Origin of the sequence: Paenibacillus faecis (genome assembly GCF_008084145.1) — a bacterium.
Classification (GTDB): Bacteria; Bacillota; Bacilli; order Paenibacillales; family Paenibacillaceae; genus Fontibacillus; species Fontibacillus faecis.
On sequence record NZ_VSDO01000004.1, the window covers coordinates 285,361 to 299,465 of the forward strand.

General features: G+C 54.7%; 11 protein-coding genes. 6 read left to right on the plus strand and 5 right to left on the minus strand.

The features are described 5' to 3' along the window. The first annotated feature begins 139 nt into the window (after positions 1–139). Genes FRY98_RS19315 through FRY98_RS19330 form a run of 4 tightly spaced genes read left to right on the plus strand, consistent with a single transcriptional unit; the run spans position 140 to position 3,738 of the window. Positions 140–856: a PspA/IM30 family protein gene (locus FRY98_RS19315; RefSeq protein WP_148455015.1), complete on the plus strand. Its 717-nt coding sequence runs from the start codon at positions 140–142 to the stop codon at positions 854–856. Positions 857–899: 43 nt separating this feature from the next. Continuing rightward, complete coding sequence (locus FRY98_RS19320; RefSeq protein WP_148455017.1) at positions 900–1,931, plus strand: TFIIB-type zinc ribbon-containing protein; 1,032 nt, start codon at positions 900–902, stop codon at positions 1,929–1,931. Beyond that, the gene (locus FRY98_RS19325) at positions 1,928–2,725 is read left to right on the plus strand and encodes a TPM domain-containing protein (protein WP_420819710.1); all 798 of its coding nucleotides are present in this window, start codon (positions 1,928–1,930) and stop codon (positions 2,723–2,725) included. Before FRY98_RS19320 ends, FRY98_RS19325 begins: the two co-directional genes overlap by 4 nt. Positions 2,726–2,742: 17 nt before the next feature. After that, the gene (locus FRY98_RS19330) at positions 2,743–3,738 is read left to right on the plus strand and encodes an SPFH domain-containing protein (protein WP_148455019.1); all 996 of its coding nucleotides are present in this window, start codon (positions 2,743–2,745) and stop codon (positions 3,736–3,738) included. A 398-nt stretch (positions 3,739–4,136) separates the two neighbouring features. On the opposite strand, the gene FRY98_RS19335 is transcribed toward FRY98_RS19330, so the two are convergent. Further along, positions 4,137–4,973, minus strand: coding sequence for a hypothetical protein (locus FRY98_RS19335; protein ID WP_211373335.1), 837 nt, complete (start codon positions 4,971–4,973; stop codon positions 4,137–4,139). Between the two features lie 600 nt (positions 4,974–5,573). Between FRY98_RS19335 and FRY98_RS19340 the strand changes: the two genes are divergently transcribed. After that, a complete protein-coding gene (locus FRY98_RS19340; RefSeq protein WP_148455023.1) occupies positions 5,574–6,749 on the plus strand; it encodes a DUF5050 domain-containing protein in 1,176 nt (391 codons plus the stop codon). A 303-nt stretch (positions 6,750–7,052) separates the two neighbouring features. Next, positions 7,053–9,170, plus strand: coding sequence for an ATP-binding protein (locus tag FRY98_RS19345; protein WP_170287135.1), 2,118 nt, complete (start codon positions 7,053–7,055; stop codon positions 9,168–9,170). Positions 9,171–9,257: 87 nt separating this feature from the next. On the opposite strand, the gene fba is transcribed toward FRY98_RS19345, so the two are convergent. The 4 genes from fba to iolA form a co-directional block, all read right to left on the minus strand. Continuing rightward, entirely contained in the window at positions 9,258–10,112 is an 855-nt protein-coding gene (gene fba / locus FRY98_RS19350; protein WP_148455027.1) for a class II fructose-1,6-bisphosphate aldolase, read from the minus strand. A gap of 94 nt (positions 10,113–10,206) precedes the next feature. Then, positions 10,207–11,541 carry a gluconate:H+ symporter gene (locus tag FRY98_RS19355; RefSeq protein ID WP_148455029.1) on the minus strand — a complete coding sequence of 445 codons (1,335 nt, stop codon included), beginning with the start codon at positions 11,539–11,541 and terminating at the stop codon, positions 10,207–10,209. Between the two features lie 86 nt (positions 11,542–11,627). Next, entirely contained in the window at positions 11,628–12,611 is a 984-nt protein-coding gene (iolC, locus tag FRY98_RS19360) for a 5-dehydro-2-deoxygluconokinase (RefSeq protein WP_148455031.1), read from the minus strand. Positions 12,612–12,628: 17 nt separating this feature from the next. Then, positions 12,629–14,092: a methylmalonate-semialdehyde dehydrogenase gene (iolA, locus tag FRY98_RS19365; protein ID WP_148455884.1), complete on the minus strand. Its 1,464-nt coding sequence runs from the start codon at positions 14,090–14,092 to the stop codon at positions 12,629–12,631. Positions 14,093–14,105 lie beyond the last annotated feature (13 nt).

A 14,105-nucleotide genomic window follows, 5' to 3' on the forward strand; every position in this document is an offset into this window, starting at 1 on the left:
ACAAAGCTAAACTCAAGCCGACGGTCAATCGCTGGACAAGCAGCGGACAAAATGAGCCCTCTTTTGTTCCCTCGTTTGAAACCAATTTGCGCCATTTGATGTATTATTAAATAAACAAAGGGTTGAAGGAGGGACGGATGTGGGAATTTTGTCGAGGTTTCGGGACGTGATGATGGCGAATGTTGGCGGTTTGCTGGGACAGTCGGAGGATCCGGAGAAGACGATTGAGGAATGCCTCCGCCAAATGAACCGCGATTTGGGTCAGGTCAAAGCGGAGACGGCCTCGGTGCTGGCGGAAGAGAGCCGGGCCAAGCGGAAACTGGAGGAGTGCGCCGAAGAGGCACGCAAGCTGCAGCGGTATGCGGCGAAAGCGGTCGAGTCGGGCGACGAAACGGGAGCGCTGAAGTTTCTGGAGCGTAAGGCCGGTATGGCTGGGCAGCTGCGGGAACTGCAATCGGCCTATGACCAGGCGGCCGATCACGCCGCAAAGATGAAGCAAATGCAGGATAAGCTTGCCGCGGATGTAAGCAAACTGGAGGCGCGGCGCACCGAATTGCGCGTAAAGCTGGCGGAGGCCGAGGCACTGCGGCGGAAGAACGGCTCCGGCGGAGCGGGCGAGGCCTTTCGCGAATTGGAAGCGAAGGCCGGCCAAGCCTTGAACGAAGCGGAGGCGCTGGCCGAGCTGCGAGCGGGGACGCGGGAGGACGATCTGGATGAGCTGATCGCGCAATTGGAGCGGGGAAAGGAAGCGCCGGTGCCTGGAGGACCGGAGGCGAACGCCGAATCCGGAGGCACGGCGGCGGAAATGAGCCCCGAAGACGAACTTGCGGCGATCAAAGCAAAGCTGAATAAATAAGGGGCGGAATCCTGATTTCTTCCTGATCATTGAGGTGAGGCAAATGCCGGTGATTGAATACAAATGTCCGAACTGCGGCGGCGGAATGGAGTTTGACAGTGGGACGGGGATGCTGTCTTGTCCGAGCTGCGGGCGGAAAGACGATATCGGGCAAATCCCCGATCCGCTGAAACAACAGGTGTTTACAGAGGATGAGGTGAAGGAGTATCACTGCGAGAGCTGCGGGGCCGTGATCGTCACCGAGCCGGAGACCAGCGCCACCAGCTGCAGTTTCTGCGGCTCGGCCGTGGTCCTCAGCGAGCGCTTGACCGGGAAACTGGCTCCGGCGCAGGTGATCCCCTTTGCCATAAGCAAGGAGGAGGCGATGGCCGCCTTTAAGAAATGGTGCCGGAAGGGCAGACTCACTCCGAAGGGCTTTATGACCGCGGATCGGGTCCAGGGCATTACAGGCGTTTATGTTCCGTTCTGGCTCTACGATCTGCATAACGACATCGATGTCCACGGCCATGGAACGAAGGTGAGAAGCTACACCAGGGGAGACTACAGAATTACGGAAACGGAGCATTACGAGATTTACCGGAAGATCCGGCTCGATTATGCCCGTCTGCCGGTCGACGCCTCGCAGAAAATGAACGATGAGCTGATGGATAAATTGGAGCCTTTTCCATACGACCGGCTCAAGCCTTTCAAGACGCCCTATCTGGCCGGATACATAGCCGAAAAATACAGCTATACCGATGAGGAGCTCACCCCGCGGGCCAAGGAAAAAACGGCCCCTTACGTGGAATCCTATATCGCCTCGACCGTTTCGGGATACACGACGGTGAATCTCTCCGATAAACAGGTACATACCCAGGTGAAGCGGTCCGATTACGTCCTGCTTCCGGTCTGGATGGTCTATTACGACTACAACCGGAAGCCGTATATTTTTGCCATGAACGGCCAGACGGGCAAGATCGTGGGCAAACCCCCGATCAGCAAGGGGAAGGTGGCCGCATGGTTTGCCGGGATTTCCGGCATCACCTTCCTGTCGCTGAAGCTGGTGGCGTGGATGATGGGGGGAGGATGGCTATGATCAGGCGGATGAAGTCTTTTTGGCTCACAACCGCGCTAGGGTTGATGGTCCTATGGTTGATGGTTCCGGCAGCGGCTCAGCAGGCGGCGGCATCCGGGGATGCAAGCAGACTGATTTATGACGATGCCCGATTGCTGAACCAGGCCGACTACGATGAGCTGGACGCCATGGCGAGGGAGTACGGGGCCAAGCATGAGATCGAAATCATCATTCTTACGACCGAAAATCCGGAGAATCGGGACGTCGTACAACTGACCGAGGATTTTTACGATGCGCAGGGGCCCGGATATGACAAGGCCCATGGGGATACGATCATGCTGACGATGGATATGCGCAACCGCGACATTTATTTGGCTGGGTTTTATAAAGGCGAGGAATATTTTGATGATGCCCGCTTGGACCGGATCCGGGAGAAAATGACGCCTTTGTTGTCGGCGGGCGAGTATCGGCAGGCGTTCGAAACCTTTATCAAAACGGTGGATCGCTATATGAACTATAAGCCGGGCTTCAACCCGGACAATATCCTGTTTAATCTCTGGTTCCAGCTCGGCGCGGCGCTGGCGATCGGCGGTATCGCCGTCGGCGTGATGGCTTATCGCTCGGGAGGCCGGGTGACGGTAAACGGCGGAACCTACGAGGATTCCGGCAACTCGGGTGTGCTGCAGCGCGAAGACCGTTATATCCGGACAACGGTGACGAAACGGAAAATCGAGAAAAGCAGCAGCAGCTCGGGAGGCGGAGGCGGCACGACGAGCGGAGGACATTCGCATAGCGGCAGTAGAGGATCATTTTAACGGAAGGGATGAGGAGCATGAGCTTTTTTAGAAATCAGTTTTCGAATGTGGTGGAATGGGAAGAGTTTCGCGATGATATGATTTTCTGGAAGTGGAACAACCCCGAAATCAAAAAAGGGAGTAAATTAATCATTCGTCCCGGCCAGGACGCCGTCTTTATCAACAACGGCAAAATCGAGGGCATCTTTAAAGACGAGGGCGAGTTTCAGATCGAATCCGATATCATTCCTTTTTTATCGACATTAAAAGGGTTCAAATTCATGTTTAACAGCGGAATGCGGGTGGAAGTGCTGTTCGTCAACACCAAGGAGTTCACCGTGAAATGGGGGACGCAAAACCCGATCCTGATCCCGACGCCCCAGCTTCCGGGCGGAATGCCGATTCGAGCCAATGGAACGTTCAATTTCAAAGTGAACGACTATGTGACCCTAATCGACAAGGTGGCCGGAGTCAAATCGACCTATCTGGTGGAAGACGTGAAAATCCGCATTACCTCCGTGCTGAATCAACTGCTGATGAAGTGGATCAGCCGGGAAGGCAAGGATATGTTCAATCTCCAGGCCAACAGCATGGACATCGCGCGCGGCATTCGCGAAGACCTGGACATGGAGGTGATGGGCGACGGGCTGGCCATTACCGGATTCCAGGTGATGAGCTTCAATTACCCGCAGGAAATTCAGGATATGATCACCAAAGTCGCCTCCCAGGGGATGATCGGCAACCTGACTCAATATCAGCAGGTCAGCATGACGGACGGCATCGCTTCCGGACGAGTGCAGGGCGGCGGGGCGGCCGCGGATATGGCAGGGATGATGATGGGCATGAACCTGGCCGGCGAGATGATGAAAAACCTGAGCCAGAATCCGGTCGCGGGACAGCATCCGAATTCGATCACGGGTACGGGAGCGGGCGCGGCGGGAAATGCCGCTGCCCGTCCCAACTTCTGCCCGAACTGCGGCGCGAAGAACGAGGGGGCGAACTTCTGTCCCAATTGCGGTCAGAAGCTGGGGTGAAGTGAAGCGAATACGATAGTGTAGAGCGGGGGACCCCCAACCGATAGAGGTTGGGGGTTTTTGATGAGATGTACTTCGACCGGCGGAGCCTTAACTCGTTCTAACGGAAATAGCAGCCGCTATTTCGGCATATGCGGTAGAAGTCATATTTTAACGGAAGCAGCAGCGCCTATTTAGCTCTGTGGCGGCCTTTTCTAGGACAATCTAGGGAAATAGGCGCTATTACGTCCGTTAGAATTTCCAAAAAGCGTTTTTTAGCGAAATAGCAGCTATGATTTCCGTTAGAAGTTTGCGCTGCTGCAAAACTTGCAGAGTGCGCTGTTTTCCCTTAATTACCGCGACAGATAGCAAAGGATCCGCTTTTGGGATTTCAGGTCCTTCGGCCGTTTAAGGCCCTTTTATGGTCTGCGGAAAATATAGACCGCATTTTCCCCGGATGGGGGCAGAAGGAGAGAGGATAGCCGTTCGTTCAACTCCATCTTGAAGTTTGTGGCATTTGCATAAGCCTCGAAGTCCCCCGTGACCGCCGGATTTCTGGTACCGATTACAATGTAGATTTCGACGGAATCCGTTTGAAAGACATGTTTCTCATAGGGGTTTCGGGGCACCGGCCAGGAGCAGACCACGACTTGGGGGCGGTATTTGTTCAAGGCGTTCTTGGCATCTATTCGTTCGATGAAATCAGGGTAGGCGATGTAATGCGCCCAGCTGTAATCATCCGTGCCCTGGCACGATACGCCCGCATTTTGCAGGAACCGCGTCAACGTTCCGTCTCCCGCCGCGATTTCAAGACAGGCCCTGTCTCCGATTAAGTTGGCGAGCTCTTTTACCAGGGGCTTGGAATAAAAACAGTAGATCCCTTTCTTATTAACCAGCGGCATTAAAATCTTCTTGTTCCCGATCAACGCCCAGCAAATATGGAACAGCCGGAGGGAGACCGGTTTTCGCTCAAACCCTTTTTTAAACAACAGCTTCTGCAGCAGCGTCCCATCCCACAAGTTAAATCTCAAGGTACCGGGAAGCTGCTCCGAGGCGGCGATGCTTAATTGTTCGATGTAGGAAATGGCGAGTCTTGCTTTAATGATGTGAGGAAGGAAGGCCTGAACGGTTTTTTCATTCATTCCGCTTTTGTGAATCTGTTGGCTGGCCATTTTGGCTAGCGCGGTATACTTAGCAATAACCGAATCCGCAAAATCCGAGGCATTCTGATTTCTCAGCTTCCTCAGTTCATCCAATACCTCCTTTTGATATGCGGGAAATAGGCGTTTTAAGGCTTCCGGACTTAATTCGTTGGTTAGAATTTTTTGAGCGGTCTCTTTACTTAAGCTCCTCATAGCGATCTCCAAATTGTGGAAAATACCTAAATTTGTCTAGTATTATAGCAGGTTGCTATCATCCAGAAAGCGACAAATTTTGCATAAACCCTGAATGTTTGGTTTGAATTAAAGGGAGTTCTTCCCGTTAATTGGGTACGTATGCGGCCGCAGAGGCGAATTAGCTGGAAAATCTCCCGTTAATCCACCTGAAATTGTTTACTTCGGCAAAAGAGCCGCGAAATAGATGGAGCTTTTCCAGCTAAATCTGATTGAAAAGCCAAGAGCGGTAGATTAACGGGATATTTTCCCGTTATTGACGTAGACTCCGGCGGTGGCACTCTATATCTACAATTGTGGGTGTTGACAACATAGTTCCGAAACTCGATGATCACATCCTTGCCAACGCCAATTCTTTAATTCAACCTGTATAGGGAGGAATTTTTCCTTTTTGCTAGAAATGACAAGGGTACATGATTTGGGGTGGAAATTCCATCCATAATTAAAGGAGGGAATTGATAGTTGATCAGAAAATTAGGCCTTATCGCGATCTTGCTCTGCGTCTGCTTGAGTGCGCTTCCCGCAGCGGCGGAGGAAAACGTTGGGGACGGAATCCAGGAGACTGCCGCGGGGGGAGACAGCTCCACGCAGGGCGGATCCGCGGAGCAAAAGCAGGGCTTGCTGCCGAAGGTGGTTTACACCGGGGGGAGGGAGATTCTGACGGTCTACGCGGACGGGACTTTCGAGGTCAAGGACGTGGAATCTCAGGGTACGCCGCGGATGATCACTCCCATTGCGGAAAGCGGCGGGTATTTTTACACGGCCGGGTCCGTTTTTGATGCCTACCGGGTTCAGCGAGTCGGGCAGGACGGCACGGTGGAAAACTACGATTTCGATCCTAATGCCGGCATGTACTTGCAGTTTGCCCAGGACGGTTACCAGTATTACAATGCCAAAGGTTATATCGTCAGGGTGAGTGAGCATGAGGAGCCCGACCGGAAGAAGACCTTGGGGAAGGGGAGCCTTCTTTCGAGAGATGAAACCTATATCCGGAATCAGGAGATCTGGTTTACGGATGTCGACGGGGATTATGCAATTTATAAACTGGCGAACGGCAAGAAAACGAAACTGTCCAAAAATGATTCCTACCTTAAGGCTGTTCACAACGGCTGGATTTACTATCACTACTACGAAAACAAGCGCTGGGCCCTCTACCGGATGACGCTGAACGGCACGAATAAGCAGAAGCTGTCGGGTGACGCAGATATGGCCAAGACGTATATCGCCAATAATAAAATCTATTACCTGGACAACCACGCCAAGGCGCTGCGCGAAATGAACCTGGACGGTACCGCAAAGCGGGTAATTTGCAAGCTTCGGACCGATGGCGTGGACATTTTCGCGGTGGAGCAGGGCAGCATTTACTTTACGGAAGAACAGCATCCCGGCAAGTCGAATCAGCAGCTGTATCAGGCGGACCTCAAGACCGGCAAGAAAAAGCTGCTGGTCAATATTCCGCTGGATTTTGATTACGGCTGGGTACGGATCAGAAATGTAGAGCCTATCGGCGACTATGTGGCATATTCCTTGGCCAACGAAGTGTTTCTGACGAAACAGGACGGCACAAGCCCTAAAAAGGTAGCGACCTTGGGAGGCGCCGGGGCCGGCAGAGATTTGCTGCACTCTAAAGCCAAATGATGCTGGGCAAAAAACATCATGACCCCCCTCATGGTGTTTTTTTGCGCCCGCCATTTACTAATATAGCCAACCTATCGCACTTATCCTCGGCCATACGCATGTATGTGTCCGCTTCCTAAGGCGGGATGCACTTTTGCGGTATTCGGCGCTATAGTATACTGGTTTGGTAGGAATAGGATAATTATCGGGATTTTCCGAATTTTCAAGAGAGAGGATACTCCTCCGAAGGATCGAGAAAGTGGAGGCGTACGGGCTGCTCGGTGGCCGGGAGTCAGCCGAATTAGGCGAGGAGGCATGATACGGATGGAACGAGAGGAGTGCATCACTTCGCTGCTATGCACCGTTTCCGGCACGATCATCAAGATCAAGCGGGATGACTTCGGCCTGTTTGAAAGGACCGGCGGCAGCCTGATCGGGACGAGTATGTTCGCGATGATGGACGAGTCGGACGTTTCCGCCTTCAGCGGATTAGTGGAGCGGGCCCAAAACGGGCAGCCGATTTTGAACAGGCGGGTCGGTTTTAAACGGGCAGGGAGTTCCGAGCTTTTTTATGTCGACGGCGGCATGTTGGATGAACAGCTTCTGCTTTTGGTATCGGACCGGGCTATGGACTCGTCCTGCTTTGTCCGTGAAGTGTTGAGGGCAAGCAACGAGCAGTTCAAGGCGCTCCGCGAAACGAACGAGAAGCTGGGCAGGGAGATGGCGCGGAAGCTGGAACAGGAAATGAAAGCTCTTGACGAGTTCTCCGCGATGAATAATGAGCGGGTCTCTCTGCAGCGGGAACTTGCGAAAGCCAACATCGAACTCAAGGCGGCCAAGGAAAAGGCGGAGAGCGCCGATCGGAGCAAAAGTCTTTTCCTGGCGACCATGAGCCATGAAATTCGTACGCCAATGAACGGTATTATCGCCACCGCCGAACTGCTGGCGGATTCGCGATTGGACGACGAGCAGCATAAATCGGTTTCCCTTATTATGGATTCCGGCAATTTGCTGCTCAATATTATTAACGACATTCTGGACTTGTCCAAAATTGAGGCCGGACAGATGAAGCTGGACCAAGCTCCTTTCGAGCTGCCGGAACTCGTGGAAAACGTGGTGAAACTGCTTGGCAGCCGGGCGGAGGAACAGCGAAACGAAATGAAGGTGGTTATCGATCCCAAGGTGGCGTCCCGTCTTATGGGCGACCCGAACCGGATGCGGCAGATTCTGATCAATTTGACGGGGAATGCGGTAAAGTTCACCTACGAGGGTCAAGTCGAAATTCGGGTGAGTTTGCTGGAGGACAGCGGTGTCCGTCAGCGCCTGCGCTTCGAGGTCAAGGATACCGGTATCGGAATCTCGAAGGAGAACGCGGAGCGGCTGTTTCAGCCGTTTTACCAAATCGCCAACAGCTTTTCGGCGAAATTCAGCTCGACGGGGCTTGGACTCTCGATCACCAAACAGTTGGTGGAGATGATGGGCGGCACGATCGGCGTGCACAGCAGCCCCAACGCGGGCTCGACCTTCTGGTTTGAAATCGAGCTGGAGAAATCCGAATCCCGGGGGCCGCAGGCCGCTCCGAACCGGCAAGGGAACGGGCGAGCGCTTCGGCGCATGGAGGATAAAGACTTGGACACCCTGATCCTGTTGGCGGAGGATAATGTGATTAATCAGCACATCACTACGCTGCAGCTCAAGAAGCTCGGCTTCGAACGCGTCCTGATCGCCGGGGACGGCGAGGAGGCGGTGCGGATGTGGCGCGAGCGCAGGCCCGGCTTCATCCTCATGGACAATAAGATGCCGGTGCTGGACGGATTCGAAGCTTCAAGGCGCATTCGGGAGGCCGAACAGGCGGAGGGAGGGCATGTGCCGATCATCTCCATTACCGCCAACGCTATGCAGGGCGATCGGGAGCGCTGTCTGGAGGCCGGGATGGACGATTATATCACGAAGCCCGTCCATCTGGAGATGCTTCAGGCGGTGCTGGCGCGCTTTCTTCCCGACGTGCGTGCAGAGGAAGAGGGGGAGAGCTTGACGGACGATCTCGACCTTTCCGATGCGGAAATCCTGTTGAACCGGAAGACGATAGATGATATCGCTCCGCCGCCATGGGATGAGGAAGACCGGGACATGCTGGGCAGCCTTTTCGAGATGTACTTGACGGATACGGAGGCCAAGCTGGATGAACTGCGGACAGTACTCGCCCAAGGAGATCAAGGCGGGGACCTGGAACAAATCGCCCACAACATGAAATCGGCGAGCATCAGCGTGGGCATGGTCGAGTTGGCGCGGATTCTATCCGAGATCGAGCGGTTGGCCCGCGAAGATAACGTGGAAGCCGCAAGGTCGCGGTGGGGGCGGCTTGAGCGGGTGTATCGGCAGTCCTGCCAAGCGTTTCGCGAACTGATCGGCAGCGAGAGTATGAAGATGATAAGCCAATGAGAATGAAATCAAATCCATACCGGGAAAAAAGCCCAAGCGCCGCGGATGCATGTCGGCGCTTGGGCTTTTTTGAAGGATTCCGTTCCGCTAAGCTTTCCCCACGGACCCGAGATCGGTCATAAGGGCTTTGATCTTGACCGTCAGGACCTCTTTGGCGGGGGTCATAATCACCTTGGGCTCCACCGCGGAAGGGTTGAACTGCAGCATGCTCCGGACGGAGCCGGCCCATGCGGTAATCAGTTCGGTGTTGTAATTCACTTTGGCGTGGCCGAGTTCAATGGCCTTGTGCAATTGGGCGATGGGGATTCCGGAGGCCCCGTGAAGCACCAGCGGGATCCGGACGGCCTCCGCGATTTCCCGCATTTCCCGGAATCCGAGCTTGGGCTCGCCCTGGTATTTGCCGTGAACGGAACCCAGCGCCGCGGCCAGGGCGTCTACTCCGGTCTCCGCCACCAGCCTCTGGCATTCGTTCAAATCCGCGTAAGATATTCCGCCGACCAGGCCGTCCTCCATGCCGCCGACGGTCCCGACTTCGGCTTCCACGGAGACGCCGCGCTCATGAGCGTATTGGACGACCTCTTTCGTATGCCTGATATTATCGGCAATGGGGCCGTGGGAGCCGTCGAACATGACCGAGCTGAATCCCGCATCGATCGCCTGCTTGCAGCGGGAGACGGAGGAGCCGTGATCCAGATGGAGAGCAACGGGAACGGTGACCTGCTGCTCCTCCATAATGGAGGCGACCATCGCTTGGATCGTTTTAAAGCCGCCGAGGTAATCGATGAGGCGGTCCGACGCGGCCAGAATCACCGGCGATTTCGTTTCTTCGGCCGCTTGCAGAATGGCTTGCACCCACAAAAGTCCGTTGATGTTAAACTGGCCGACGGCATATCCGCCGTCCAGGGCCTTTCTCAGCATGGATGTCATGGAGATTAGAGCCATGAGTTGATCTTCCTCTCTATCCGGTTTCTAGATTTGTTAGCGATAGCCTTTATCCTTTAGCCGTTTAGCCGTGTTCCGCTTCGCGGGCTTCATGCTACATGAACAAGCTTAGAAGCATGACGCATCCCAATCCGGTTACGGACAGCACCGTCGTCAGCAGCGTCCAGGTTTGGAACGTCTGTTTCATGCTGAGCCCGAAATATTCCTTGATCATCCAGAAGCCGGCGTCATTCACATGGCAGGCGATAACGCTGCCCGCTCCGGTAGCCAGCACCATGAGAGCGGGATCTACCGTCCCGGCGACCATCATCGGCGCTACCAGGCCGGCGGTCGTCAAAGCGGCCACCGTGGCCGAACCCAAGCACAGCCGGAGAATCGCGGCGATGATCCAGGCGACCAGCAGCGGCGACATATTCGAATTGCTGAACAAGGTGGCGACGTAATCGCCGACGCCCCCGTCCACGAGCACCTGCTTGAAGGCGCCGCCGCCGCCGATAATCAGCAGCATCATGGCGATTTGGGCAATCGACTTGGATAACGATTCGCTCACTTCCTTCATGGAGATGCCGCGCGAGCGTCCCATGGTGTAAATGGCGAGCAGCAGGGAGATCAGCATCGACGTTCCGGGATTACCGATGAAGACCACGATTTCCTTCAAGGTATTGTCGGCCGGGAAAATCAGGGTATAGATGGTGGACAGCCCCATAAATATCACCGGAAAGAGCGAGGTTAACACGCTGATTCCAAAACCCGGGGTTTCCTCGAGCTTGAATACCTTCCGCTCTCCGAGGGCGCTGATGTTTCCGGCTTTTTCGTAGGCGGTCGGGAAGAATTTCATCGCAAACTTGTTGAACAGCGGGCCGGCCACGATCGTCGTCGGGATCCCGACCAGAATGCCCAGCAGCAAAACCTGTCCGATATTGGCGTTATAAGCGACCGATATCGCCGTCGGTCCGGGATGAGGCGGCAGAAAAGCATGCGTGACATTAAGCGCCGCCGCCATAGGGATTCCGAGGTACAGGAACGGCATTTTCAATTCTTTGGCGATGGCATATACGATCGGGATGAGCAGAACCAGGCCCACCTCAAAGAAGAGGGCGATCCCGATAATAAACGATGCGATGACTACCGCAATTTGAATGCGCTTTCTACCGAAGCGCTCGATCAGGGTGGTGGCGATCCGGTAGCCGCCCCCCGCATCGGAGACCAGCTTGCCCAGCATGGCGCCGATCCCGAAGACCAGGGCAAGATGACCGAGCTGACCGCCGATGCCCTTTTCGATGGTGGAGATAATCTGCGACAAGTCCATACCCAGGCAGACCGCCACAATAACGGAGGTAATGACCAAGGAAATAAAGGTGTTCAACTTCAGCTTCATGATCATGAACAACAACAGCAGTACGCCGATGGCTACAATTAGAATTGGCATGGGGTTGCCTCCTAGATAGTCTGTCTGGAATGAGGTTTACAGGTTGAAGCGCTTTCTAAACTCCGACCATGATACACCGCCGCCCCTTAGCCGGATAGTCCGGCTTGGGCGGCGATCAGCGCTTCGATTTCGGAAACGGTCGGCATGGCCTCGGAGGAGCTGTGCTTGCTGACGACGATGGCGGCGGAAGCGCTGCCATACTGCAGGGCGGTTTGAATGTCTTTTCCGGTCATCAGCGCGTACAGGAAGGCCGAAGCGTAGGAATCGCCGGCACCGAAGGTTTTGAGCACTTTGCTTCGGTAAGCTTTGCCGCGGTATATCTCGCCTGTCTTCGTATAAGCATAGGAGCCGTCAACGCCATGTTTGATGACGATGAGCCGGGCTTGATGATTAAACAAATGACGGACGGTATGTTCATTGTCGCCTTTGCAGCTGTCCATCATATCGAACTCGTCGCGGGTTCCGATAATCACCTGGGCCTGTTCGGCAACCAGGGAGTAGTAGATCGAAGTTTCCTGAAGGGACTTCCATGTGTAGCCGCGGTAATCCAATTCAAAAATGATCTCTACCTCATGTCTTTTCGCATAGGCGATCGCCTGGAACACCGCCTCGCGGGAAGGGCTTTGGGCCAGGGCCGTACCCGAAACCAGCAGGGCTTTGGCCTGGCGGATATAGTCCTCGTCCACTTCTTCAGGGCGCAGGTATAGATCGGCCGCTCCTTCGCGGTACATCAGAATGCTGCACTCCTCGGGGCTCTTGATCTCCGTAAAAGCGAGCCCGGCCTTATGCCCCTCCTGGTCGACGACCATCCGGGAGGTATCTACCCCGGCGTCTCCCATAAATTTTCGGATAAACCGGCCGTGCTGATCATCCGGGATTTTGCCGATAAACCCGGCTTTCAGGCCGAGCTTGGCGCTTCCGATCGCGATATTGGCGGGAGAACCGCCGACATATTTGGAGAAGGTCAGCGTTTCTTCCATGGGCCGGTTATATTCCACCGCATTCAGATCAATGCAGGCGCGTCCGATGGCAATCACATCGTAATTTTTGGATGCTATGGATTGTTGCATGTCGTTCGTCCCCTTTGTTATTCGAATGAAGGCTTAGGATACCGTGCCGTAACCACTTTCTTCCGCGTATAGAAGTCCACGCTGTCCTTCCCGTTGGCATGAAGCGTTCCATAGAAGGAAGACTTCCAGCCGGAGAAGGGGAAGAAGGCCATCGGTGCCGGAACGCCGAGGTTGATGCCGAGCATGCCGGCGTCGATATTTTCCCGGAAGTACCGGATGGCCGACGCGTTGTTCGTGAACAGGCAGGCTCCGTTGGCAAATTCCGAACGGTTGGCGATTTCGACGGCTTCCTTCAAGTTCTTCACGCGGATAATCGACAGCACCGGCGCGAAAATTTCATCCTTCCAAATGGTCATATCGGTGGTCACATGATCAAAAATCGTCGGACCGACGAAATAGCCGTCATCCGCTTCGGGATGTCTTCCGTCGCATACCAGAGTGGCTCCTTCGGAAATCCCTTTTTCGATATATTGGTGGGTCCGCTTCAGATTGTCCTCACGGATAACCGGTCCCAGAAAAACCCCGTCCTCCAGGCCGTTGCCGATCTTGATGTTTTGCGCCCGCTCTTTGAGCTGCCGGATGAACTCATCGGCGATGCCTTCTTCCACCGTGACGACGGCACAGGCCATGCACCGCTCCCCGGCCGAACCGAAGGCCGCTGAAATGATGTTGGTGAGCGTTTCGTCGAGGTTGGCATCATTCAGCACAATGGTGTGGTTTTTGGCCCCGGTCAGCGCTTGAACCCGTTTCAGGTGCTCGCTGCCTTTTTTGTACACATATTCGCCGACCGGCTTGGAACCGACAAACGAGATCGCCTTGATTTCCGGATGCTCCAGAATGCCGTTTACGACATCATGTGCCCCGTAGACTACGTTAAAGACGCCTTTCGGTAGCCCGGCTTCCGTCAACAGCTCGACCAAACGCTCGGTGAGCAGCGGCGTCCGTTCCGACGGCTTCAGGATAAAGGTGTTGCCCAAAGCGATCGCCATCGGGAACATCCAGCAAGGCACCATCATCGGGAAGTTGAAAGGCGCGATACCGCCGACAACGCCGACCGGATAGCGGTAATTAACCGCTTCCACATCGGTTGCGATGGAGGCCAGCGAATCACCCATCATTAATGAGGGGGCGCCTGCCGCGAATTCAACGTTTTCGATCCCGCGCTGTACTTCGCCAAGGGCTTCGGTAAGGTTTTTGCCATTTTCCAGAGTAATGAGGCGGGCCAATTCGTCCTTGTGCTCCGTAAGCAGTTGTTGATAATTAAACAGGATTCTGGCCCGCCGGGGAACAGGAACATTCTTCCAACTCTCAAAAGCCTGTGCGGCTACGCCCGCGGCCTCCTCAATATCCTCCTTCGTGGAAATGGGAACGTAGGCGATAATTTCTTTGGTCGCCGGATTAACAACGCTTTCATATCGCCCGGTGCGGCTCTCTTTCCAGGCTCCGTTTACATAGTTGCGCAATCTTCTGGCTTCGGTCATCATGCCCATCCTC

Coding starts and splice junctions, on each gene's coding strand:
- FRY98_RS19320 (WP_148455017.1), top strand. CDS start 900: ATGCCGGTGATTGAATACAAATGTCCGAACTGCGGCGGCGGAATGGAG.
- FRY98_RS19325 (WP_420819710.1), top strand. CDS start 1,928: ATGATCAGGCGGATGAAGTCTTTTTGGCTCACAACCGCGCTAGGGTTG.
- FRY98_RS19330 (WP_148455019.1), top strand. CDS start 2,743: ATGAGCTTTTTTAGAAATCAGTTTTCGAATGTGGTGGAATGGGAAGAG.
- FRY98_RS19345 (WP_170287135.1), top strand. CDS start 7,053: ATGGAACGAGAGGAGTGCATCACTTCGCTGCTATGCACCGTTTCCGGC.
- fba (WP_148455027.1), bottom strand. CDS start 10,112: ATGGCTCTAATCTCCATGACATCCATGCTGAGAAAGGCCCTGGACGGC.
- FRY98_RS19355 (WP_148455029.1), bottom strand. CDS start 11,541: ATGCCAATTCTAATTGTAGCCATCGGCGTACTGCTGTTGTTGTTCATG.
- iolC (WP_148455031.1), bottom strand. CDS start 12,611: ATGCAACAATCCATAGCATCCAAAAATTACGATGTGATTGCCATCGGA.
- iolA (WP_148455884.1), bottom strand. CDS start 14,092: ATGACCGAAGCCAGAAGATTGCGCAACTATGTAAACGGAGCCTGGAAA.